At 70.5% G+C, this 20,971-nt stretch carries 21 protein-coding genes; 13 read left to right on the top strand and 8 right to left on the bottom strand.

What is annotated here, in order from left to right; genetic code table 11:
• Window positions 1-29: 29 nt before the first annotated feature.
• The 9 genes from ACRYR2_RS16580 to ACRYR2_RS16540 all read left to right on the top strand — a co-directional run bounded on the left by ACRYR2_RS16580 (window position 30) and on the right by ACRYR2_RS16540 (window position 8,757).
• Window positions 30-932: a carbohydrate ABC transporter permease gene (locus tag ACRYR2_RS16580; RefSeq protein ID WP_432564005.1), complete on the top strand. Its 903-nt coding sequence runs from the start codon at window positions 30-32 to the stop codon at window positions 930-932.
• Window positions 932-1,819: a carbohydrate ABC transporter permease gene (locus ACRYR2_RS16575; RefSeq protein WP_432563991.1), complete on the top strand. Its 888-nt coding sequence runs from the start codon at window positions 932-934 to the stop codon at window positions 1,817-1,819. Before ACRYR2_RS16580 ends, ACRYR2_RS16575 begins: the two co-directional genes overlap by 1 nt.
• Window positions 1,816-3,960 (top strand): alpha-amylase family protein, encoded by a 2,145-nt coding sequence (locus ACRYR2_RS16570; RefSeq protein ID WP_432563990.1) that lies wholly within the window; start codon window positions 1,816-1,818, stop codon window positions 3,958-3,960. Before ACRYR2_RS16575 ends, ACRYR2_RS16570 begins: the two co-directional genes overlap by 4 nt.
• Before the next feature lie 20 nt (window positions 3,961-3,980).
• Complete coding sequence (locus tag ACRYR2_RS16565) at window positions 3,981-4,712, top strand: hydroxypyruvate isomerase family protein (RefSeq protein ID WP_432564004.1); 732 nt, start codon at window positions 3,981-3,983, stop codon at window positions 4,710-4,712.
• Entirely contained in the window at window positions 4,709-5,614 is a 906-nt protein-coding gene (locus ACRYR2_RS16560; RefSeq protein ID WP_432563989.1) for a D-2-hydroxyacid dehydrogenase, read from the top strand. Before ACRYR2_RS16565 ends, ACRYR2_RS16560 begins: the two co-directional genes overlap by 4 nt.
• Window positions 5,615-5,969: 355 nt before the next feature.
• On the top strand, window positions 5,970-7,610 hold the full coding sequence (locus tag ACRYR2_RS16555; protein WP_432563988.1) for a TerD family protein: 1,641 nt from the start codon (window positions 5,970-5,972) through the stop codon (window positions 7,608-7,610).
• 90 nt (window positions 7,611-7,700) lie between these two features.
• Entirely contained in the window at window positions 7,701-8,018 is a 318-nt protein-coding gene (locus ACRYR2_RS16550) for a hypothetical protein (RefSeq protein WP_432563987.1), read from the top strand.
• Window positions 8,015-8,446: a hypothetical protein gene (locus ACRYR2_RS16545; protein ID WP_432563986.1), complete on the top strand. Its 432-nt coding sequence runs from the start codon at window positions 8,015-8,017 to the stop codon at window positions 8,444-8,446. Before ACRYR2_RS16550 ends, ACRYR2_RS16545 begins: the two co-directional genes overlap by 4 nt.
• Window positions 8,443-8,757, top strand: coding sequence for a hypothetical protein (locus ACRYR2_RS16540; RefSeq protein ID WP_432563985.1), 315 nt, complete (start codon window positions 8,443-8,445; stop codon window positions 8,755-8,757). Before ACRYR2_RS16545 ends, ACRYR2_RS16540 begins: the two co-directional genes overlap by 4 nt.
• A 157-nt stretch (window positions 8,758-8,914) precedes the next feature.
• Here the strand turns inward: ACRYR2_RS16540 and ACRYR2_RS16535 are convergent, their stop codons facing one another.
• Complete coding sequence (locus ACRYR2_RS16535; protein ID WP_432563984.1) at window positions 8,915-9,454, bottom strand: hypothetical protein; 540 nt, start codon at window positions 9,452-9,454, stop codon at window positions 8,915-8,917.
• Window positions 9,455-9,586: 132 nt separating this feature from the next.
• Entirely contained in the window at window positions 9,587-10,096 is a 510-nt protein-coding gene (locus tag ACRYR2_RS16530) for a putative immunity protein (RefSeq protein WP_432563983.1), read from the bottom strand.
• A gap of 179 nt (window positions 10,097-10,275) precedes the next feature.
• Here ACRYR2_RS16530 and ACRYR2_RS16525 point away from each other — a divergent pair, with 179 nt between their 5' ends.
• The gene (locus ACRYR2_RS16525; protein ID WP_432563982.1) at window positions 10,276-12,684 is read left to right on the top strand and encodes a TerD family protein; all 2,409 of its coding nucleotides are present in this window, start codon (window positions 10,276-10,278) and stop codon (window positions 12,682-12,684) included.
• 63 nt (window positions 12,685-12,747) lie between these two features.
• On the opposite strand, the gene ACRYR2_RS16520 is transcribed toward ACRYR2_RS16525, so the two are convergent.
• Both ACRYR2_RS16520 and ACRYR2_RS16515 read right to left on the bottom strand, forming a co-directional pair.
• Window positions 12,748-14,268: a hypothetical protein gene (locus ACRYR2_RS16520; RefSeq protein WP_432563981.1), complete on the bottom strand. Its 1,521-nt coding sequence runs from the start codon at window positions 14,266-14,268 to the stop codon at window positions 12,748-12,750.
• Window positions 14,269-14,507: 239 nt separating this feature from the next.
• Window positions 14,508-15,638, bottom strand: coding sequence for a hypothetical protein (locus tag ACRYR2_RS16515; protein ID WP_432563980.1), 1,131 nt, complete (start codon window positions 15,636-15,638; stop codon window positions 14,508-14,510).
• Between the two features lie 228 nt (window positions 15,639-15,866).
• Here ACRYR2_RS16515 and ACRYR2_RS16510 point away from each other — a divergent pair, with 228 nt between their 5' ends.
• Entirely contained in the window at window positions 15,867-16,181 is a 315-nt protein-coding gene (locus ACRYR2_RS16510) for a DUF4193 domain-containing protein (RefSeq protein WP_432564003.1), read from the top strand.
• Between the two features lie 183 nt (window positions 16,182-16,364).
• On the opposite strand, the gene ACRYR2_RS16505 is transcribed toward ACRYR2_RS16510, so the two are convergent.
• From ACRYR2_RS16505 to ACRYR2_RS16495, 3 genes are all read right to left on the bottom strand, one after another.
• Window positions 16,365-16,688, bottom strand: coding sequence for a hypothetical protein (locus ACRYR2_RS16505; protein ID WP_432563979.1), 324 nt, complete (start codon window positions 16,686-16,688; stop codon window positions 16,365-16,367).
• Window positions 16,689-17,042: 354 nt separating this feature from the next.
• Window positions 17,043-17,498: an aspartate dehydrogenase domain-containing protein gene (locus ACRYR2_RS16500; RefSeq protein ID WP_432563978.1), complete on the bottom strand. Its 456-nt coding sequence runs from the start codon at window positions 17,496-17,498 to the stop codon at window positions 17,043-17,045.
• Window positions 17,499-17,540: 42 nt separating this feature from the next.
• Window positions 17,541-17,777 carry a hypothetical protein gene (locus tag ACRYR2_RS16495; protein ID WP_432563977.1) on the bottom strand — a complete coding sequence of 79 codons (237 nt, stop codon included), beginning with the start codon at window positions 17,775-17,777 and terminating at the stop codon, window positions 17,541-17,543.
• A 35-nt stretch (window positions 17,778-17,812) separates the two neighbouring features.
• On the opposite strand from ACRYR2_RS16495, the gene ACRYR2_RS16490 reads away from it, so the two are divergent.
• Window positions 17,813-18,007, top strand: a complete 195-nt coding sequence (locus ACRYR2_RS16490; RefSeq protein ID WP_432563976.1) for a peptidase associated/transthyretin-like domain-containing protein — start codon at window positions 17,813-17,815, stop codon at window positions 18,005-18,007.
• Window positions 18,008-18,643: 636 nt separating this feature from the next.
• On the opposite strand, the gene ACRYR2_RS16485 is transcribed toward ACRYR2_RS16490, so the two are convergent.
• Window positions 18,644-19,990 (bottom strand): ammonium transporter, encoded by a 1,347-nt coding sequence (locus tag ACRYR2_RS16485; RefSeq protein WP_432563975.1) that lies wholly within the window; start codon window positions 19,988-19,990, stop codon window positions 18,644-18,646.
• Window positions 19,991-20,310: 320 nt separating this feature from the next.
• Here ACRYR2_RS16485 and ACRYR2_RS16480 point away from each other — a divergent pair, with 320 nt between their 5' ends.
• Entirely contained in the window at window positions 20,311-20,967 is a 657-nt protein-coding gene (locus tag ACRYR2_RS16480) for a helix-turn-helix domain-containing protein (RefSeq protein ID WP_432563974.1), read from the top strand.
• Window positions 20,968-20,971: the final 4 nt, after the last annotated feature.

The raw sequence follows: 20,971 nt of genomic DNA, 5'->3' as shown, positions 1-20,971 counted from the left end.
CTCCGGTGGCGGCGCCCCCCTCGGTCGAGGTGAAGCTCGCCAAGGGCCCCGCGGCCTGGCGCCGCCAGGGCAAGATCGCCCACGTCTTCCTGCTCCCCTGGCTCGCCGGCCTCCTCCTGGTCACCGCCGTCCCACTGCTGGCCTCGCTGTACCTGTCGTTCACCGACTACGACCTGCTCAACGCACCCAACTGGATCGGGCTGGAGAACTTCCAGCGGATGGTGGACGACCAGCGGTTCTGGGCCTCGGCCACGGTGACCCTGAAGTACGTCCTGGTCTCGGTCCCGCTGCAGCTGGCGTTCGCACTGCTCCTGGCGATGATCCTGGACCGCGGGCTGAAGGGGCTGGCGCTGTACCGCAGCGGCTACTACCTGCCCTCGCTGCTCGGCACCAGCGTCGCGGTCGCCATCCTGTGGCGGCAGCTCTTCGGCCACGACGGACTGCTCAACTCCGGTCTGGCGCTGATCGGCATCGAAGGGCAGAGTTGGCTGCAGAACCCTTCGACCGCCCTGGGCACGCTCGTGGTCCTCAACGTCTGGACGTTCGGCTCGCCGATGATCATCTTCCTGGCGGGTCTGCGGCAGATCCCCGAGGAGCTCTACGAGGCGGCCAGGGTCGACGGCGCCGGTCGCCTGCGGCAGTTCGCCTCGATCACCGTCCCGCTGCTGACGCCGATCATCTTCTTCAACCTCGTGCTGCAGACCATCGGCGCGTTCCAGACCTTCACCCAGGCGCACATCGTCTCCGGTGGCCGCGGTGGGCCGCTGGACAGCACGCTGTTCTACACGCTGTACCTGTACCAGCAAGGCTTCCAAAACTTCAACATGGGCTACGCCTCGGCGCTGGCCTGGGTGCTGCTGGTCGTCATCGGGATCGTCACCGCAATCCACTTCCTGCTGTCGAAGTACTGGGTCTTTTACGGGGACAACTGATGAGCGCCACCACCACGACACCACCCACCACGAGGGCTTCGCTCCTCCTGCGCAAGCCGCCCCGGCGGCGCGGCGACTGGCTCAAGCACGTCCTGCTGACGGCCTTCCTGCTGCTGATGGTCTACCCGCTGATCTGGATGATCGTCAGCTCCCTCAAACCGGGGAACCTCATCCTGTCCCAGCCGGGGATCATCCCCAGCGAGGTGAGCTTCGACAACTACCGCGACGGCTGGGGTGCGCTGGGGACGCCGTTCTCGACGTTCTTCCTCAACTCACTGATCGTCACGGTCGGCTCGATCGTCGGCAACCTCGTGTCCTGCTCACTGGCCGCCTACGCCCTGGCCCGACTGCAGTTCCGCGGCCGGCGGATCTACTTCGGCATCACGCTGGCCTCGGTCATGCTGCCGCTGCACGTCCTGGTCGTCCCGCAGTACATCTTCTTCTCGCAGCTGGAGCTGCTGAACACCTACTACCCGCTGCTCATCCCGAAGTTCCTGGCCACCGACGCGTTCTTCACGTTCCTCATGGTCCAGTTCATCCGCACCATCCCGCGTGAACTGGACCAGGCCGCCGCCATCGACGGCGCGGGCCCGTTCCGGACGTTCTGGTCGGTCATCCTGCCGCTCATGAAGCCGGCCCTGGTCACGACGACGGTCTTCACCTTCATCTGGACCTGGAACGACTTCTTCACCCCGCTGATCTACCTGACCTCGACCGAGGTCTACACCGCCCCCGTCGCGTTGAACACTATGGTCAACGCTGAAACCCAGTCTGGAGTGGGTCCCTTGTTCGCCATGAGCCTGTTGTCGCTCGTGCCCGTCCTGTTCTTCTTCGTCGTCGCCCAGAAGTACCTCATCCGCGGCATCGCCACCACGGGGCTGAAGTGACCGCCGTCGACCCGGCTCCGGCGCCGGCCCGTCCGCTGAACTGGTGGGAGACGGCGACCCGCTGGACGCAGGTGACGTTCACCGAGGACGACCCGGGACGGATGGACATCGGGTTCTGGACCGACGTCATGCGGCGCAGCCGCTCCAACGCCTCGTGCATCAGCGCCGGAGGCTACATGGCCTTCTACCCCACGCAGATCCCCTTCCACTACCGCAGCACGGCCCTGGGTGACTCCGACCCCTTCGGCGAAATGGTCGAGGCCTCGCGCTCGCTCGACATGGCGGTCATGGCCCGCGTCGACCCGCACGCCATCCACGCCGACGCGCTCGCCGCGCACCCGGAGTGGGCGGCCCTGGACCAGGACGGCAACCCGGTCGAGCACTGGGCCTTCCCCGGCATCTACGTGACGTGCCCGTTCGGCACGTACAACCGCGAGTTCACCACCGAGGTGGCCCGCGAGATCGTCCGCGAGTACGACGTCGACGCCATCTTCGCCAACCGCTGGCAGGGGCACGGCATCTCCTACAGCGAGGCCGCGAAACGATCCTTCTTCGACGCCACCGGCCTGCACCTGCCCCGCGGCCCGCGCGACCCCGACGACCCGGCCTGGCAGGCCTACCCCGGCTGGCGGCGGCAGCAGCTGTCCGAACTGGTGGGTTTGTGGGACAACGCGGTGAAGGACCTCAAACCGCACGTCCGGTTCTTCCCCAACCTCGGCTCGGTCGCCGTGCAGGACCTCGAACGCGCCCTGGTCGAGGAGCACTACCCGATGCTGTTCATCGACCGGCAGGGCCGGCACGGCAACGAGGCGCCCTGGTCGGCCGGCCGCAACGGCAAGCGCAGCCGCAGCGTGTTCCGCGACCGGCCCGTCGGCCTCATCACCTCCGTCGGCCCCGAGGAACCCGTGCACCGGTGGAAGGACTCGGTGGGCTCGCCCGCCGAGACGCAGGCCTGGATCGTCGACGGGTTCGCCCAAGGCCTGCTGCCGTGGTTCACCAAGTTCAAGGGCGAGGTCCTGGACACCCGCTGGGTGCAGCCGATCGTCGACGCCTTCGGCCTGCACGAACGCGTCGAGGATTTGCTGGCCCGCACGACGATCCGCGCCGACGTCGCCGTCCTGGACCCGACCCGGCGGATGGCCGCCAAGGCCGGCGCCCCGCTGGAGGTCATGTACACCGACAACGACCTGCACGGTCATGGCGTCTACCAGGCCCTCCTCGAGGCCGGCCTGCCGTTCGAGTTCGTCAACGACCAGCGCATCACCCGCGCCGAGCTTGACCTGTTCCGGGTCCTGGTCATCGCGAACGCCGAGCTGCTCAGCGATGCCGACTGCACGGTGATCCGGGAGTGGGTGCGCGACGGCGGATCGCTGGTCGCCGCGTTCGAGACGTCGCTGGCCGACGCCGAGGGGGCGCCGCGCAGCGAGTTCGGCCTGGCCGACGTGCTCGGGGTCCGGCTGCGGTCGCGGGCCCGCGGACCGGTGAAGAACAACTACGTCGCCCTGACCGGACAGCACGAGCTGCACGAGCCGTACGCCGGTGCCCAGCGCATCATCGGCGGCACCCGCGTCGTCGAGGTCGAGGCCGCCGACGGCACGCAGGTGCCGTTCCGGTTCGTCCCCGACTACCCCGACCTGCCGATGGAGGAGGTCTACGCCCGCGAGGCGCCGCGCGACCCGGCGGTGGTGACCCGCGAGCACGCCGGCGGCGGCCGCTCGGTCTACCTCGCCTTCGACATCGCCTCGCTGTTCTGGGAGTCGCTGCAACCCGACCACGGGCAGCTGCTCGCCGGTGCGGTGCGCTGGGCCCTGCGCGGCGACGGCCGGGCCCAGGTCAGCGGCCCGGGGATGGTGGACGTCGCGGTGCACGAGAACGACCGCGAGAGCGGGGTGTTCCTGGTGAACCTCACGAACCCGTTCACCATGCGCGGCGCCTACCGCGAAGTCATCGGCACCGGCCCCTACGCGGTGTCCGTCACCGTGCCCGAGGGCAAGCAGGTCGACGAGGTGCGGCTGCTGATCTCCGGGGCCGACGCGCCCTCAACCATCACCGACGGGCGGGTCGAGGTCGTCCTAGACCGGATCGGGCAGCTCGAAGTCGTGCACGTCACGTGGCGGGACGCTGGGGAGGACTCGGAGTGAAGTTCAGCGCCAACCTGTCGATGCTGTACCAGGACCTGCCGTTCCTGGACCGGTTCGCGGCCGCCAGGGCCGACGGCTTCACCGGAGTCGAGTACGTCGGCGCCTACGACGTCCCCCTCCAGGACCTGCGGGCCGCCCTGGGCGGCCTGGAACTGGCGTTGTTCAACGTCCCCTCGGGCGACTGGGCGGCCGGCGAACGCGGCATCGCGGCGCTGCCCGACCGGGTCGAGGAGTTCCGCGCCGGGCTCCCCCGTGCGCTCGAGCACGCCCGTGCGCTGAAGTGCCCGACCGTGAACGTCCTGGCCGGCAGGGCGTCCCAGGGCGCCGACCCGGTGCAGCTGCGCGCCACGCTCGTCGCGAACCTGCGGGCGACGCTGGAGGCGTTCGAGGGGTCGGGGGTGCAGATCGTCCTGGAGGCCGTCAACGACCGGGACGTGCCGGGTTTCGTCGTTTCGACGATGGCTGACGCCGACGCGGTCCGCCGCGAGGTGGGCCCAGGACTCGGGCTGCAGTTCGACGTCTACCACGCGCAGGTGCTGCGCGGGGACCTGCTGGCGACCTACCAGCGGTACGCCGAGCACGTGCACCACGTGCAGATCGCCGACCACCCGGGCAGGCATGAACCCGGCACCGGCGAGATCCGCTACGAGTTCCTGCTCCCCGCGCTGCAGACCGCCGGGTACGCGGGGTGGATCGGCGCCGAGTACGTGCCGACGGAGGCCGGCACCGGCTGGCTGAAGGCGTTCGCGTGACGCTGGTCGAGGTGACGGGGAACCGCTCCGAGCAGGAGCGGGAGCGCATCCGCCGGATCGTGGAGGCAGTCCCCGGGGCTCGCGTCGAATTCCCGAAGGCGGGCGGCCCGGCGCGGGCCAGCGTGGACGGACAGCTGCGCTGGCTGCACAGCTGGGCCGCCGGCGTGGACGGCGAGGAGTTCGCCCGCGACCCCTCCCTGCTGCCCGACGGGGTCGTCGTCACCTCCTCGACCGGCAACGGCGCCGTCCCACTGGCCGAGCACGCCATGATGCTGACGCTGATGCTGAACCGCGACGCCCCCGCCTGGATGGCCGCGCAGCGCGCACATCGGTGGGAACGGCGCACGCACCCCGAGCTCCTCGGCTCGACGATGGGGATCCTCGGCCTCGGTCACGCGGGCCGGGAACTCGCCGTCCGCGCCGCGGCGTTCGGCATGCGGGTCGTCGGGCTCAGCAGGCGCGGAACCGCCGTCCCTGGTGTCGACGCAGTGCATACCCCGGACGACCTGGACCGCTTCCTCACCGGTCTTGATGTCCTCGTGGTCTGCGCCCCCGCCACGCCGGCCTCGCGGGGCATGCTCGGTGACGCGCAGTTCGCGCTGCTGAACCGCGGCGCGCACTACGTCTGCATCTCTCGCGGCGGGATCGCCGACGACGACGCGTTGCTGCGGGCGCTGCGCTCGGGCCAGGTCGGCGCCGCCGGCCTGGACGCCCACACCGTCGAACCGCTACCACCCGACTCGCCGTTCTGGAAGGAACCGCACGTCATCGTCACCCCGCACAACGGCGCCACGACCCCGGGCACGGCCGCCAGGGGTCTCGACATCTTCTGCGACAACCTTGAACGCTTCCTTGGAGGCGAGCCACTGCGCAACGTGGTGGACTTCGCCCACGGCTACTGAACACGTGCATCGCACCTGCAGGATCGTCCGCATCAGGCGGGTGTCGCGGGTGGCGGCCCACCACCAGCCGCCGTGATGTAACACAGCGTCCAGGTGAGCGCAGCACAACGTCGCATCGCTGCTCATCGACGCCGGCACCAGGCCGCCATCGAACAGCTGCGGGCTCAGATTCCGACCGACCACTTTGTCCTTCACGCCCGCCTCACCGACCGGCAGGCCCCTGTCGCCGTTTGAGCTCCGCGCCCGAGGCCGCGGGACGGAACGGCTACGCAAGGAAGCGATCACCGCATTCACCGACGCCCTGTAGTGGCGCGTTCTACGATGAGGGCCAGATCAGTCGACCCCTGGAGTGCCGGTGCTCACCTTGTCCAGCGGCGCCCGCACCTCCCTGACCGGCCAGCGGTTCACCATTGGCACCCACCTCGACGATCAGCTGGACCTGCTGGCCCTGCTCGTCGACGAGCGCCGCAAGGCCGCCTCGGACGCGGACCTGGTGTTCTGGAACGCTCCTGGTGACCGTCACGGCGTGAGATTGCTCAGCCCCGGCCGCCTGCGGCTCAGGATGAGCCGGGTCCCGGCCTCGATCCAGCGCATCATCCTGGCCGCCTCCCGAGACGGTGAGCCCTTCGCCGCCCTCGGCTCTCTGCGCACCACGATCAGCGGTGACGACGGCTCCCAGGTCGTCCTGCAGGCCGAGCACCTGAGCGTGGAGACCGTCGTGATCCTGGGTGAGATCTACCGGCACCAGGGAGCGTGGCGGGTCAGCTCCGTCGGCGCCGGCTACGCCAACGGCCTCGCCGGTCTTCTGCGCGATCACGGCATCGACGTCGAGGACGACAGCGCCAATGACGGCACCGCCAATGACGGCACGGGGGACGCGACCCCAGCCCCGCCGCCTTCAACGCGCCCCGCTCCAGGCCAGGCATCGAACGCGGCGGCGAGCGGACCTCGCCCAGTACCCCCGCAGCAGCCCGTGCCGGTCCCCTCCCCCACACCCCACCGCGGCCCGACCCCGCCGCCACCCCCGCCCACGCTTCGACCGGATCCCGCCCGCCAGGGGCAGCGCGGCTACTGCGTGCACTGCAGCACCAAGCTGCCTCGCAAGCGGCTGTCCTTCGGCCCTTGCCCCACCTGCACGCCCGTACGTGAGGCCTGGCTGCATGACCTGGAGCGGCTGCTGGCGACCTCACCCCCCAGCGGCCTGGACCAGCACTGGCGGCGCCTGCACGAGCTGGGCTTGACCTACCCCCGGATGCGCCCGGACATCGAGCCGATCGCGCTGGCGCACCTGCAGACCGTCGTCCACGTCGCTTTCGCCGACTCCATCATCGAGCAGCACGAGATCGACGACTTTGACGCCTGGGTCGCGGCCCTGTCCTTTCAAGACCACCCCCAGGTCACGGTGCTGAGGGGCCAGCTGCTGCGCGGGCAGCAGCTGAGCCTCATCCGCTCCGGGGTGCTGCCCCGGATCAGCGTGCACGGCCTGCACCTGCAGGCCGATGAGACCCCCCACCTGCAGACCCCGGCCACCTACGTCAAGCGCAACGCCTCCGGCGAGCGCCTGCACTCCGGCCGGCTGCTCATCACCAGCCGCGGTGTGGCCTTCAGCGGGGTCAGCGGACACCAGTACACCTACAACCAGGTGCTGCGGGTCGATGCCTTCGGCGCCGACGTGCACATCCAGACCACCCGCGCCGGTGGGGAGTACATCTACCGCGTTGTGGATGCCGACATCGTGGCCGCGACCGCCGAGGGGGCGCTGCGCATCGCCAAGCGCCTGGTCATCGCTCCCGGGCAGCGAGACTCCCGCCGGATCCCCCACGCGGTGAAGGTCGCGGTCTTCCAGCGCGATGGCGGTAAATGCGTGCAGTGCGGGCGCGCCGAGTACCTGGAGTACGACCACGAGATCCCCTGGAGCCTGGGCGGGGCCACCAGCGAGGACAACCTGCGGCTGCTGTGCCGGCGCTGCAACCAGGAAAAGGGCGCGCGCATCTGATGTAGCTGTCGATTCCACCGCCACAGCGGGGGATCGACCGCCCGGGTGGCCGCGGTCAAGACCTGACCACCACATGCCGACAGGTGGATCATGCGGTTCGCGGACATGGGCAAGGCCACACTGCGCGGAGGACGGACCTACTCTCCCGCCGAGGTCGCCCTGCTCGCCGCCCACCTCGACCTCACCGAAGCCAAGCTGCGCCAGGTCAGCCAGTGGGTGGCCCAGGTGGAGTGGGACCGGGCCCGGCTGCGCTCGGCGCTGGCCCGCACCGCGGTGGCGGCCATGAACGCCGGCGTGCAGCACGACGTCCTGCACCACCTGGTCGAGCGTTCCGGCGCTGTCTCGACCCAGGTGCTGGCCGCGGCCCGCGACCACACCACTGACCACACCACGGCCTGGCCGCGATGAGCCCCGCCTCCAACTCCGACTTCAACTCCGACTTCAGCCCTGACCTCAACTCCAACCTTGCGCCAGGGGGCAGCGGCCTGCTCCAGGCGCCACCCGAGCAGGTGCGCCTGCTGCCCAGCGACCCGCGCGACATGGTTCCTTCGGCGGTGCGGTGGGCTCGTGCGCTGCAGGCCACGATCCGCACCATCCCGCGAGCGCAGCTGCCCGCCCCCTCCCGCATGTCGCTGCAGGCGGTGGCGTGGGTGCTGGCCGCGGCCGCCGACTACGAGAACCGCATCCCAGCCGATCTCACCGCGGCGGTCCTCGCCCGGGAGGCCGGCGTCGGGGACCGGGTCTGGCAGAAGCGGACCGCGTGGCTGCGCGAGAAGGGCTGGCTCGGCCATGGCCCCGGCGGGCTGCGCGATGGTTGGCAGCTGAGCGCGCCGTGACCCACGGCCAGCCCCAGGTGCAGTTCCAGGCTCAGGTGCAGTCCTGGCTGTCGTCCCAGCCGTCCGGGCCGTCGGTGCAGGGCTACCGGCCGCGGCGGTCTCAAGCCCAGCGCCACGCCGACACCGCCGCGGCCGCGACCCGGCGCACCGCGCCGTGGACTTTGGTGGAAGACGAAGAGCTGAGCGCATGTGCCAGTGCCGATGACCTGGAGGCCTTCGCGCTGCGCTGGTCGCGGACCTTCCGCGCCGTCGAGCAACGCCGGCGCCGTCCCCGCCGCGTTACTGTCCGAACCGGAACCGGTTGGGTGTAGCCGTGTCCGGGCCGAGGGTGATCTTGCAGGACATCGGTGATAGTTCCGCCTCAGAACATCGGTGCCAGACGCCGAGCTGGGCGGGGTGCTGGCCGCCCACGACAGCGCAGACAACGCGAAATGACAGTGCGTTCGACGTCAGGGCAGTGAGCAGTCCTCAGTCCGTGGGCCACAAGGGCTGAGCGCGGGCCGCGGCCTGCAGCAACGGAGCAGCGTCCAGCTCGTGCACGCTCGCCTCGATGCCCTGGTCCAGCCACTGGCACCGCAGGCGCAGGCGACCGGTCGGAGGCAGCGGCCACAGCCAGTACTCCAGCTCGAGCCACGTGTCGCCCAGGCCGCTGGCGGCGCCGGTGGTGAGCACCGGTGGATCGAGGTTGCTGACCTGCCGCCCGTCGGGCAGTTCCAGTCCCCACCGGAACCTGCCTTCCTCCCATTCCTCGTCCTGGGCGTGTTCGTAGGGACCCTCACCCACCTCGGCGAACAGGTTCCCGCGGCGCGCCTGGCCGCGCGCGTGCACGGTCAGGGTCAGGGACAGACCGGTGGCGAAGGCACGGACGAGGCTGAGGGTGACCACGGTGCTGGAGGATCGGCCCAGGACGAGTGCGATGCCGGGCAGGACGTCGGCCGGTGCCGCGTGCCACACCGGTGAGGGTGGTGCGCCCTCGAAGGGCAGGGACTGGTCCGCAGCAGTGTCCATGGCTGATCCTTGCCGAGGCGCCGGTGCCGACAGGGCAGCCTGCCGCAGGTCGTCCCCCCTTGACGATCTTCGATCCCGGCGGACTCGGTCGGTCGTCGACGTCTACGTCAGCGGGATGACCGTGAGGTCTCCTCAGTCGTCGAAGGCGGACCAGCAGATCGCGTTGCGTCTGGCCTGGTCCTCGAGCACCAGCGGCCGGATGCGCTGCGGAAGCCGCTCCCGCTGCCAGTCCCGCTCTAGCCGTCCGGCGGTGGAGTCGACCGCGCCCGCCGCCTGTGCCGCTTTGATCGCGTAGGCGGCGGCGCCGAGGTCGTGCTCGGGCACGTGAGGGACGCACGCGGCCTGGCCGGCAGCGTAGGCGGCGTGCCGAGCGGCTCCCCACAGCGGGCGGGCGGCCCCCATCGCATGTCCGCCGCGGGCGCGGGCATCCATCATCCGCACGTCGCCATCGGCCCAGGCGCGTACTGCCTCGATGGCCTCGCGCGGACGGGTGTCGCTGAGCTGTTCGTCCTCGAAGAGATACAGGACATGTTCTGCGCATTCAGCGGCCCACAAGGCGAGGAGGCGGTGGTCCTCGTCGCTGAGTTCTCCACCGCGGCGGATCGTGATCAGTCGCGGGTCGCGAACCTTGGGAAGGATCACCGGTACAGCGTCCCAGCTGTGAGGGAGTTGGGGAAAGACCCCAGTCCCGCCAGCGGTCATCCGCCGATGCGGGCGTCACGGTGTCCTGGCCAGCCAATCGTCCGGCACTGGCGGCCGATCGGGGGTTGGTTGCGCTCAGTAACCTACACTGCACGCCGGAAGTAGGCACACTGGACGGCGTGGAGCACCTGTCCCTGCCCCGCGGCGCCAACCGCACCCTGCCCGCCGAGGCCCGCCGCTTGCGGGTGGTCATCAGCTGGCGAGACGACAGCGAGGCCGACAGCGAGGTGGACATCGACGCCTCGGCGCTGCTGCTCACCGGGGCCCGGCGGGTGCGCTCCGATGCCGACTTCGTCTTCTACAACCAGCCCAGCTCCCCCGACGGTGCGGTCCACCACACCGGCCGCACCCGCTCGGAGGCCACCGTCGAGGAGCGCCTGTCGCTCGATCTGGACGAGCTGGGCCAGGACGTGGAGGTCGTCGCCATCGCGGCCAGCCGCGAGGAGGGCACCTTCGGGGACCTGTCCGAGCTGCGACTGCTGCTGCTGGACGCCGCCAACACCACGCTGGCGGTCTGCGACATCGACGACGCCGGGCTCGAGACCGCTTTCGTCTTCGCCGAGATCTACCGCCGCGGCGGTGAGTGGAAGGTCCGCAGCGTCGCTCAGGGCTGGGACAGCGGCCTGGCCGGCCTGGCGCAGGACTTCGGCGTTTCCATCGACGACGAACCCGATGAGTCCGACGACTTGGCCCAGGAAGCGACCGGCCAAGGCCACGGCCAGAACACCTCGCAGGACGCGGCGGCGCTGCCCGCTGCCGGCCCGGCTGCGGCTGGTGACGCCCCTCTTGAAGATCCGGCCATCGATCCGGTCGACGACTTGGTCGATGATCTGGTCGAGGTTGTCGACACCGACGACGCGGGCGCCCCTGAGGTCGCCGCCGCCTCGGCCTACGAGACCGGGTCGACCGGCGAGACCGCGCCCCCCACGGCCACCGTCGTGGCCACCATCACCGTCAGCACCGGCGAGGGCGCGGCCCCGGCGACGACCACGGTCAGCGGCGTGGTGGCCAACGTAGGGGCCGACGGGGTGGCCGACGACGCCACCGCGCAGGCCGCCGATCCTGCCCCTGTTCCCACTACACCGGCCCGCAAGGGTGTCCGCACCCGCAAGGTCGCCCCCGTGCAGGCCAAGCCACCAGCGTTGCGGCTGGCCGGCGCCGAGGGCTGGCAACCGGCCCGGCTGTTCTCCATCTACGGCGTCGGCAGCGCCGGGGAACAGGAAAAGCGCGCCACCTCCGCGCTGCTGTCCACCATGATGGGCGTGCGCGCCTTCGCCCGGGCCATCGTCTCCCACTTCGGCGCCCCCGGCGGGGCGGTCGAGGCCTACCTGGAGGTGCCCTTCGAGCTGGGCGAGGCCCGTGTCTACCCCGACGGGGTGCTGCGCGTGGCCCGCGCCGGCAAGATCTGGACCGGGCTGGTCGAGGTCAAGACCGGCGATGGCCAACTGCGCCGCGACCAGGTCGAGAACTACCTCGACGTCGCCCGCGCCCAGGGGTTCGATGCCGTCATTACCATCTCCAACGACATCCCCCCGGCCGCGGGGGAGCATCCGGTGGAGGTCGACAAGCGCAAACTGCGCAAGGTCGCCCTGCACCACCTGTCCTGGGCCGAAGTCCTGCACGAGGCGCAGATGGCCCTGACCCATCGCGGGGTGGCCGACCCGCTGCAGGCCTGGGTGCTGCATGAACTCATCCGCTACCTGCAGCACCCCCGCTCCGGGGCCTCGGGATTTGAGGACATGGGCTCGGCCTGGGTCGGCGTGCGTGAGGCGGTCTCGGCCGGCACGCTGCGCACCGGGGACCGCAAGGTCCCCGCCGTCGCCGAGGCCTGGATCCGGCTGGTCCGGCAGCTGCGGCTGCGGCTGACCGCCGAACTGGGCGTCACCGTCACCCACGTCCTGCCCCGCAAGATCGCCACCGACCCCGTCGCCCGCATCGCCGCCACCACCGCCCGGCTGGTCTCCTCCGGTGAACTGGAGGCCACCGTGCGGGTGCCCGGCGCCGCCGGCCCCCTCACCGTGGTGGCCGACCTGCGCACCAGCCAGATCCGCACCAGCGTCCGGATCCAGGCCCCGCAGGAAGGCGGCGCGCAGCGGCGGGTCACCTGGCTGCTGCGCCAACTCAAGGACGCTCCCGACGACGTCCTGGTCGACGTCAGTTTCAGCAGCCGCAGCGGCTCCACCTGCGAGCGCCTGGGCGATGTCCGCGACCAACCCGCGGTGCTGCTGCCCGAACGGGATGTCGAGGTCGCCGCGTTCACCCTGTCCCGGACCAGTCCCATGGGCACCAAGAGGTCAGGCGTAAAGAATGCCTTCATCCCCTCAGTCACCGACGGGCTGGAGAGCTTCTACACGGCCGTGGTGCAGCCGCTGCGCGCCTGGGTCCCGCCGGCGCCCAAGTTGCTCGACGACCCCAACAACCCCGACGCCCCCGACGACGTCGCCGGTGGGGACGACAGTCTGGATCCGGGCGAGGCGGAACCGGACCTGCCGGGCGACGGGGAACCGGACCTGCAGGACGCCGGCTGAACAACCACGAGCACTGCGGACATCGAAGAGGTCCCGCCGCCACCGCACCACCCCGGCCGTGCGTCACCGCCAGTTCGGGTCCAGGGTGAGCGAGGTCGTCGCATCAGCCATCCAGGCGTCGAACTCCTGGACCGTGACGAACAAGGGCTGCCCGTTGAAGCAGCGCGCTACCTCGGCCAGCCGCTTCAGCACCTCATCTGGCTCGGCGCTGGTCACCGCAATCAGTGCGTCGTCCAGCAGGGGGCCGACGGTGGCGCTGACGTAGGCGTTGCGTTCGGCCCCCAACTCGCGTTCGGCCTCTCCCAGTAGGATCGCGGTGGCGATGGCCGAGGCGGTCTCGTCTTCTAAGACGGCGAAACGTTCCTCGAGCCCGTCCTTGACCCCGTCCTGGACGTCGTGCACGTCACTGTCGCCATCGCGATTCTCGCTGGCGGTGAGCTCGGCACGCACGGTGCCCACAGCGGCACGCAGGCCCTGGCTGATCAGGGTCGCGGCGGCCTGACCCACCAGGCCCCCGACCAGACCCGCGACGATGGGCACCGGGATCGCGGTGTGGGCCAGCGCCCCGCACGCCCCCACCAGGACCGTCTGCAGAGCCGTCTCGCAGCAGCGTTCGGCAAGTTCGGCGGCGTCGATGCTTCCCCGGGCGAAGGCGATCCCCGCCTCGGCGATGTCGGCGACCGCACCGGCCATCGCCGCCGGCGTGGAGCCCTTCCCCAGCACCGCCGGCAGGGTCTTGGCCGCGACCGCGACGGAGATCGCCTCCCCCAGCCCGGCGACCAAGGCAGGGCGCACCGCCCCCATGGCTGCGGCGCCGGCTGCGGTGGCGGCCGCGGCCGCCGCGGACGTCTCCCCCGCCCGGACCCGGGCGGCCTGCTTGGCTGCTTCCACGACGCCGGCGAGCGCCGCGCCGGTGACCGCGCCGGCGGCCATCGCCGTCTTCACCTGGTGAACGCCGGCGTGGTGGACCTGGTTCTTGCCCCAGCCGGCGGCGTCGGTGCCGGCGGTGCGGGCGTCATCGAAGGAGACCGGGGTGCTGGACACCTGGCTCCCACGGCGGAAGAAGCCGCTGCGCAGGCTCGGGTCGTCGATGTGCAAGGTGGCGGTGACGTGGGCTCGTGCGTCGGCGTAGTCGGTGTACCCGAGGCCCTCGGGGGGCATGGTCAGGCGCTTGTCCAGGACGTTCTTCACGGCCTCGAGGTGGTCGCCGGCGATGAGACGTTGCATGCCCTCGTAGTGGGCGTTGACGAGGCTGCGGGCAGTTCCGGTTCCGGTCCCGAGGGGCTCGGCCAAGAGTTTGGCTTGGGCGGCGGCGAGCAGGCGACCGCCTTCGTCGAGCAGGTGCAGGTCGGCGGCCGCGGTCTGAGAGCCGCCGGCGATCCACTCGGTGGTGGTGGCGCGGATCTTGGAGCCCTTGGCGATGGCGTCGAGGTTGAAGGAGAGCTCGTGCATAACCTCGAACAGGTGCCCGGCCCGCTGGGGCCCACCGAGTTTGGCGTAGCGCTGCGCGACCTGCTGAGCGATCTTCTGCACCCGCAAGGCCTCTGCGGTCTGAGCGGCGGCCCGCGCGGTGGCGGCGTTCACCAGCGCCCACGCCGCGGCCTGCGCCCTAGATCGTGCTCCCGCTCGCGCCCCGGCTCGAAGGAACCGGCGGCCTCGGCCCGACGCACCGGACTCCTCTGCATCGGGCTCCTTTGCACCGGGTTTTTCGGGTGTGCCGGACTCCTGGGGGTCACCAGACGCACCGTGCTCGCCGGAGCCCGGGGCGTCGATGCCGTTTGAGGCCTCGCCGATCTCCTGCGGCCCGTCGGTTGCGCCCCCGCTCATGACGTCGCCTTCGTGCTCGGCGCCTCATCCGCCTCGGCAGCCGTCTCAGCAGGTGCCGCGGTGCCCGCCCCCGTCTCGGCAGCGGTGCGCTCCCTGCTGTGCTCACCGGTGCGCTCACCGGTCAGGTCCTGCAGGCGCTCGCGGGCGTCGTTGACGACCTGGCCCGACAAGTCGCTCACCACTCCGTTCTCGTCGGCCAGCGGGGTGGACATCACCGAGATGGTCGTTGTCATCAGCGAGACCGTCGTGGCCACCTGCGCTCGCTGCGCCGGGTTGTAGAGCGTGTAGTCGGTCTCGGCCTCGACCAGGGCCTGCAGCTCCTCCAGGTGGAGGCCGGCTTCGGTCTGCAGGTCGGTGAGCAGGGTGCGGACCTGGCGGCTGCGGGCGATGACCGCAGCGGTCTTGTCCTCCGCTCGGGTCAGGTTGGCCTCGTCCACGGAGAGTTTGTCGGCGTCCTGGCGCTGGCGGCGACGTTGGCGCCGTCCCTGCCAGGCCACCACCCCGACCGTGGCCAGCACCGCCGGGGCGGCCACCAGGCCGCCCAAGACGATGGTGCCCCCGGCCACGCCGTACCCGCCGGCGGCCAGTGACCCACCGCCGAGCCAGGCCAAGGTGGCGCTGGTGGCTGCCGCCCCGGACAAGCCTGAGATGGCGGTGCCGGTGGAGGCGGCGGCGAAGGCGGTGACCGCGGCGGCGGCGCCCGCGCTGGCCCCCGCCCCAGCGCCCAGCCCACCGGCCAGCGCCCCGACGGTCTGCAGGGCGCTCAGGCGCACCTGGGTGACCTGCACCTGCGGGGTGTGCCCGGTGGCGGGCAGGTCGATGCTGGCCAGCTCGGCCAGGTCGACGTTCTTCAGCCGGGCGAAGACGTCACGGAAGGGCACCAGGACCTGCTCGTACACCTCCTGGCGGCGCTGCTCCTGCGCGTGGCGCTCCCGCTCGGCGCGCTTGAGCAGGGCGGCGTGCCGGTCCTCCAGCTCCTCGTGCTGGCTGCGGTTGGCTCGCCCCAACCGGACGGCCTCGACCCAAGCGATGCCCACGACGTCCCCCTGACCCAGTGCGCGTGCTCCAGTGCCCTGGTGCAGCGGTTTGGACCGGGCGGCTTCCAGCATGCCCCGTCCCTCCGACACGCTGCCACCTGCCCAGCACGCAGAGTCACCGGTACGGGAGCGGGACCGGGCCGCGGTGCACCTCACCCTCCGGTCCCACGACTGCACCGGCAGCGTGGTGCGGGCCACACCGCGGTGAGGTGTGGCGCGGGCATGCCCACGGTCCTGGCGTGGTTGAGTACGGCGCTCTGGCGCCCAGACAGACCCGTCGGGCACCAGGCAGACAGCTCACAACACAAGGAAAGGCAACTGGTAGCCACCGACTACGACGCACCGCGCAAGACCGACGAGGACCTCGAGGCCGACTCGATCGAGGAACTGAAGACCCAGCGCAGCGACAAGACGTCGTCCTCGCGCGTGGATGAGGACGAGAATGAGGCCGCTGAGGGCTTCGAGCTACCCGGTGCAGACCTGTCCGGTGAGGAACTGTCGGTGCAGGTGCTGCCCCGCCAGCAGGATGAGTTCACCTGCACCAGCTGCTTCCTGGTCAAGCACCGCAGCCAACTGCACGCCACCCAGAGCAGCAACGACGGGCAGCTGATCTGCAACGACTGCGCCGACTGACACGCCACCTCAGCCAGTTCGGACTGACCACCTGCAGTACCTGCAGTAGGCGCCGGTGCCCTGGTCAGATGTGGCCTGGTCAGACGCGGCCCGCCAGGCTGCCGGGCCTGACGCAACGTGAACCACGCGGCACCGCCGCACACGGCGACCGCTCCGGCGAGAACGAGCGGGCAACACGGGAAGTCAGCTGCCAGGCCGGGCCCGCCAGTTCACCCGGTCCAAGGCGGGGGCCACGTAGCCCACCAGGCCGATGGGGTCGGTGGGTTCCAAGGCCACCAGCATCACCAGGTGCCCGCCGGCGCCGACGGCCTGTTTCGACCGCAGCTCCAGGCCCACCTGCACCGCCGAGCGGCCCGGGTCGTCCTCGTCCTGCGTGGACACCAACCGACGCCGCCACAGGCCCGCGAACGGGGGCCGGGGGGCGGCCTTGGTCAGTTCCTGCTGCCAGTTCACCGCGTTGGACACGATCAGCACACTGTCGGCCGGGGCCTGCAGCATCAGGTCCACCAGCTCCTCCAGGTCCAGCTGGATAGGGCGCGGGCCGTCAGGATCGTCATGGCGCGCAGGATGCCAGGACCCCTGACTTGGAGGGCGCTCGCCTCTGATCTCACCGGGTCCACTGACCGGGTAAACGGGTACAAGAGATGACCCTCATGGCAGGGCGTGAAGCTGCAGAGCGCGGACGCTAACACGACGCCACCGGCGCTGCTCTTTCTGAGCGGGAGCAATCTCGCTCGTCGCTGGCGCCGCGGTCAGGTCCTTCTTTCCGGGATACGCACAGGAGGCGGCGCTCACACGGTCGAGTCGGGCCCACCGTCGGGGCCGAGGAAACCGGAATGGTAGCGAACGCGAGCGCAGATGTCAGGTGCCAACGCGTAGGGTCGCCGTCAGCTTGTAAAGCAGCGCGACGACGCTGAGGGGTGTGAGAAGGCCAGTGGCCGGGTTCTCCGATGGAGCACCTAAGACCGAGAAGTCGAGCTGTGCGGCTGCTGCATCTACGAGCACCTGGTGAGTATTGGTCCGTGCATCGGGGTCAGCCCAGACTTCCATCGTGGTGCGGTCCGGCCCGATCCCGGCTAGTGACAGGGCCACCGCCACGTTGACGTTGGCCGGGAACTCGCGTGCCGCGCCACGGCAAGTTCCGTTGAAGAGCCGGACGGCTTCGGTCAGGGTGTCGGGGTCTATGCCGTGACGGGGGAACCAGGGCGCGTTGCGGAGTCCTGCCACTGGCTTGCGCGTAATGAGCCGTACCGAGCGCACCTCGCCGAGCGCCGCGGCCTGGACGGCATCCAGGCCGAGAAGGGCACCGGTCGGCACGTGCAGGCGGGCGCCGGTGCGGTGGGCACGACCGACGAGGTCCTAAGATTCGAGCAACGCTGCGGCGCTGAGCACGATGAGGAGCCGCCCGCGCTCGACGGCGGGCTCTGCGATCTGGCGGAATACGGCTGACGGCGCGCACTCCACGACCACCTCGGCGTGTTCGGCCAGTTCATGCGCGCCGACGATTGCTGCGCTCAGACCCAGCCCGCTCAAGAGGTGACGGGCACGATCGGCCCGGCGGGCGCTGACGGCGGTGAGTTCGTAGGTTTCAGCCAAATCTGCTGTCCACATCGCCGCCGAAGGGTTAAATTGTGGCGCACGTCGTGACCGCTGATGACGGCCAGTACCGGTTCGACGACGTGGCCGACGGGGACTACACCCTTACCGCCAGCACCTACGCACCCACGGTCTGCGCCCTGTCCCTCAACGGCAGCGGGCCCCACTCCAGGGACCTGCACCTGGATGCGCCCCAACACCTCACCACCAGCACCACAGCACCACGCTGAGGGCACGGACTCGAGGACGGCGCAGGCTCGCCGGTCCGCAAAGGCTCGTGGCTCGCACCCCAGGAGGCCCACGTTCGGGACGGCGACCACGATGAGCGAGGCGAGGAGCGGAGCCCCCCCGTCATCCAGGTCCCTGCGGCGGCCTCCTTGAGGGCCGTCGAGGGGATCGGCCGACGGCACGTCCTCGAAAGGGCGGAACCCGAACGTCGGCCCGCTTCCCGCCGTCGTTGCCGGCTCATGACGTGGAGCCTCGCGGCGCAGCCGAGCAGCGAGGGCGGACTCTACCTGCGCCGATCTCACACGCCAAGAGGCGAACTCTCGCCAGCACTAGTGCCGGGGAGAGTCCGCCCGCACCCACGGACGAGGCACTCGACTGAGCGGCGTCACCGTTGACAGCAGCGCTGCACGACAGCAGACCGTCAAACGATCGGTGGTTCACCGATCGTTTGACAGCATCCGTCCCGTAGTTGCAGAAACGCAACGACCAGGTCCAGCCCAGCACGTCACCGACGTAGCCGTAGCGATAACACGCTTCCACCCGCACCCGCTGGGCGGGCACGGTGACGTCCCCTGCTGGTGGTGGCGACCTACAGGCCTTCCGCCCCGGGCAGGGCCTGCCCGACCTCGTGCTGCCGCTCAGTCGGCGGTAGGTGCGCTGTCGACGACGGACATGTTGCGGGTGAGCTTGGCCGTAATGTTGGGGTGCGGCAGTGCTCCACCACCGACGGGCCCGCCCGACGCCAGGTCGTATGCGCTTTCGGCGTGCACGGCGACGTCGATGCCTAGCACTTCAGTGGGTTCGCTCACCCGTAGCCCCATCACAACCTTCAAGGCAAGGGCGATGAGCAGGGTGACGACGAAGGAGTACGCCAGCACCGCTCCGGCCGCGGCGGCCTGCACGCCCAGCAGGCCCCAACCGCCGCCGTAGAGGAGACCGTCGCGGCCGTTGGGGGCTTTGGAGGTGGCAAGCAGCCCGATGAGCAGGGTGCCGACGACGCCGCCGACCAGGTGCACGCCGACGACATCGAGCGCGTCGTCGTAGCCGAAGCGGTGCTTGAGCCCGACGGCCAGCGGGCAGACCGCGCCGGCCACCAGGCCGACGGCCATGGCCCCTAGAGGTGAGACCGCACCGCAGGAAGGGGTGATGGCCACCAGCCCGGCGATGGCGCCCGAGGCCGCACCCAGCGTGGTGGCGTGCCCGTCACGAACCCTCTCCACCACCAGCCACGCCAGCAGCGCCGCGCAGGTAGCGCCGAAGGTGTTCAGGAACACCACCGAGGCGGCGTTGCCGGCGGCCAGCGCCGAGCCGCCGTTGAAACCGAACCATCCGAACCAGAGGATTCCCGCTCCCAGAACGGTGGAGGGCAGGTTGTGCGGGCGGGCCGGGCGGGGCCAGGACGTGCGCCGGCCCAGGACCAGGACGAGGGCCAGGGCGGCGATGCCGGCGTTGATGTGGACGGCGGTGCCGCCGGCGAAGTCGATCGCGGCCAGGCGGTTGGCGATCCAGCCGCCGACGACGGAGCCGTCGGCGGCGTCGAAGGCGAAGACCCAGTGGGCCACGGGCAGGTACACCAGGCTCACCCACAGCCCGGCGAACACCATCCAGGCGCCGAACTTCATGCGGTCGGCCACCGCGCCGGCGATGAGGGCGACGGTGATGGCGGCGAACAACGCCTGGAAGGCGGCCACGAGGGCCGGCGGCAAGGTGGCGTCGGGTTGCTCGGCGAGCAGCTGGCCTAGGCCGAGGTACTCGGTGATGTCGCCGAGCAACCCGAGGCCGCCGTAGGAGCTGCCGAAGACGGCGGAGTAGCCGTAGAGGATCCACAGCACTCCGGTGAGGGCGACGGCGCCGAAGACCATCATCATCATGTTCAGCGTGCTCTTGGCCGCCGTCATGCCCCCGTAGAAGAGGGCCAGGCCCGGGACCATGAGGCTGACGGCCATCGAGCTGGCCAGGATCCAGGCGGTGCTACCGGTGTCCACGGATACCTACTCCTTGTCGTCTGGGTCGTCTGGGTCGTCTACGACGGTCAACGGGCGTGTGAGGGTGTCGGGCTGCGGGTGCATGAGGCGGGATGCAACGTTGCGGTACAGCACGGGAGCTGCAACGCATGCCTTCTCTGCAGAGACGGTGTTGCCTGTCAGTAGACTGGGTGGATGTTTCTGTCGCACGCCTGCGCGGTTACGCGCACGTTTCGCTTCTCGAAGTGCCCGTCGTGGCCGAAGGCGCGCGCCTGGCGGGGGGCTCGCCGAACGGCGATCATCGACCGGCGCTTGGTGCACCAGGCGGCATGATGGGGCCCATGAGCAGCGCCGAGGACCCCATCGCTGCCGGCTCGGCGGCCCGGCAGGTCCCGCGCGAGCACGCCGGCCCGGTCGAGGGTGACCTTGAGCGCAGCATCGCTGCGCAGGTGCGCGCCTACCGGCAGGCGGCCGGGGTGTCGGTGGCCGAGATGGCCGACCGGGTGGGCATCTCCAAGGCCATGCTGTCGAAGATCGAGAACGCGCAGACCTCGTGCAGCCTCACGACGCTGGCGCGGTTGGCGGCCGGGCTGGAGGTGCCTGTCACCGCCTTGTTCCGCGGCGTGGACGATCAGCGTGAGGCGGTGTTCGTGCCGGCCGGTCACGGCGCGCAGATCATCCGTCGGGGCTCCAAGCAGGGGCACCTGTACGAGCTGCTGGGTGGGCTGCGGGGTCCGCACAAGCGGATGGAGGCCGTCCTGGTCACCCTGACTGAGGCTTCGGAGGTTTTTCCGTTGTTCCAGCACCCTGGGACCGAGATCCTGTACATGCTTGAGGGGGAGATGGTGTACGGGCACGGCGAGGCGCGGTACACGATGCGCCCTGGTGACGCCTTGCAGTTCGACGGTGAGGGTCCGCACGGACCGGAGGAACTCGTCGAACTGCCCGCGAAGTTCCTGGCCATCACCGCCTACGGCGAGGGTTCCCCGCACGCCTGAGGTC

This window comes from Kineococcus deserti (genome assembly GCF_050871945.1).
Classification (GTDB): Bacteria; Actinomycetota; Actinomycetes; order Actinomycetales; family Kineococcaceae; genus Kineococcus.
The sequence above is the reverse complement of the archived record's forward strand: the minus strand, read 5'-3'. Positions and strand labels throughout refer to the sequence as shown.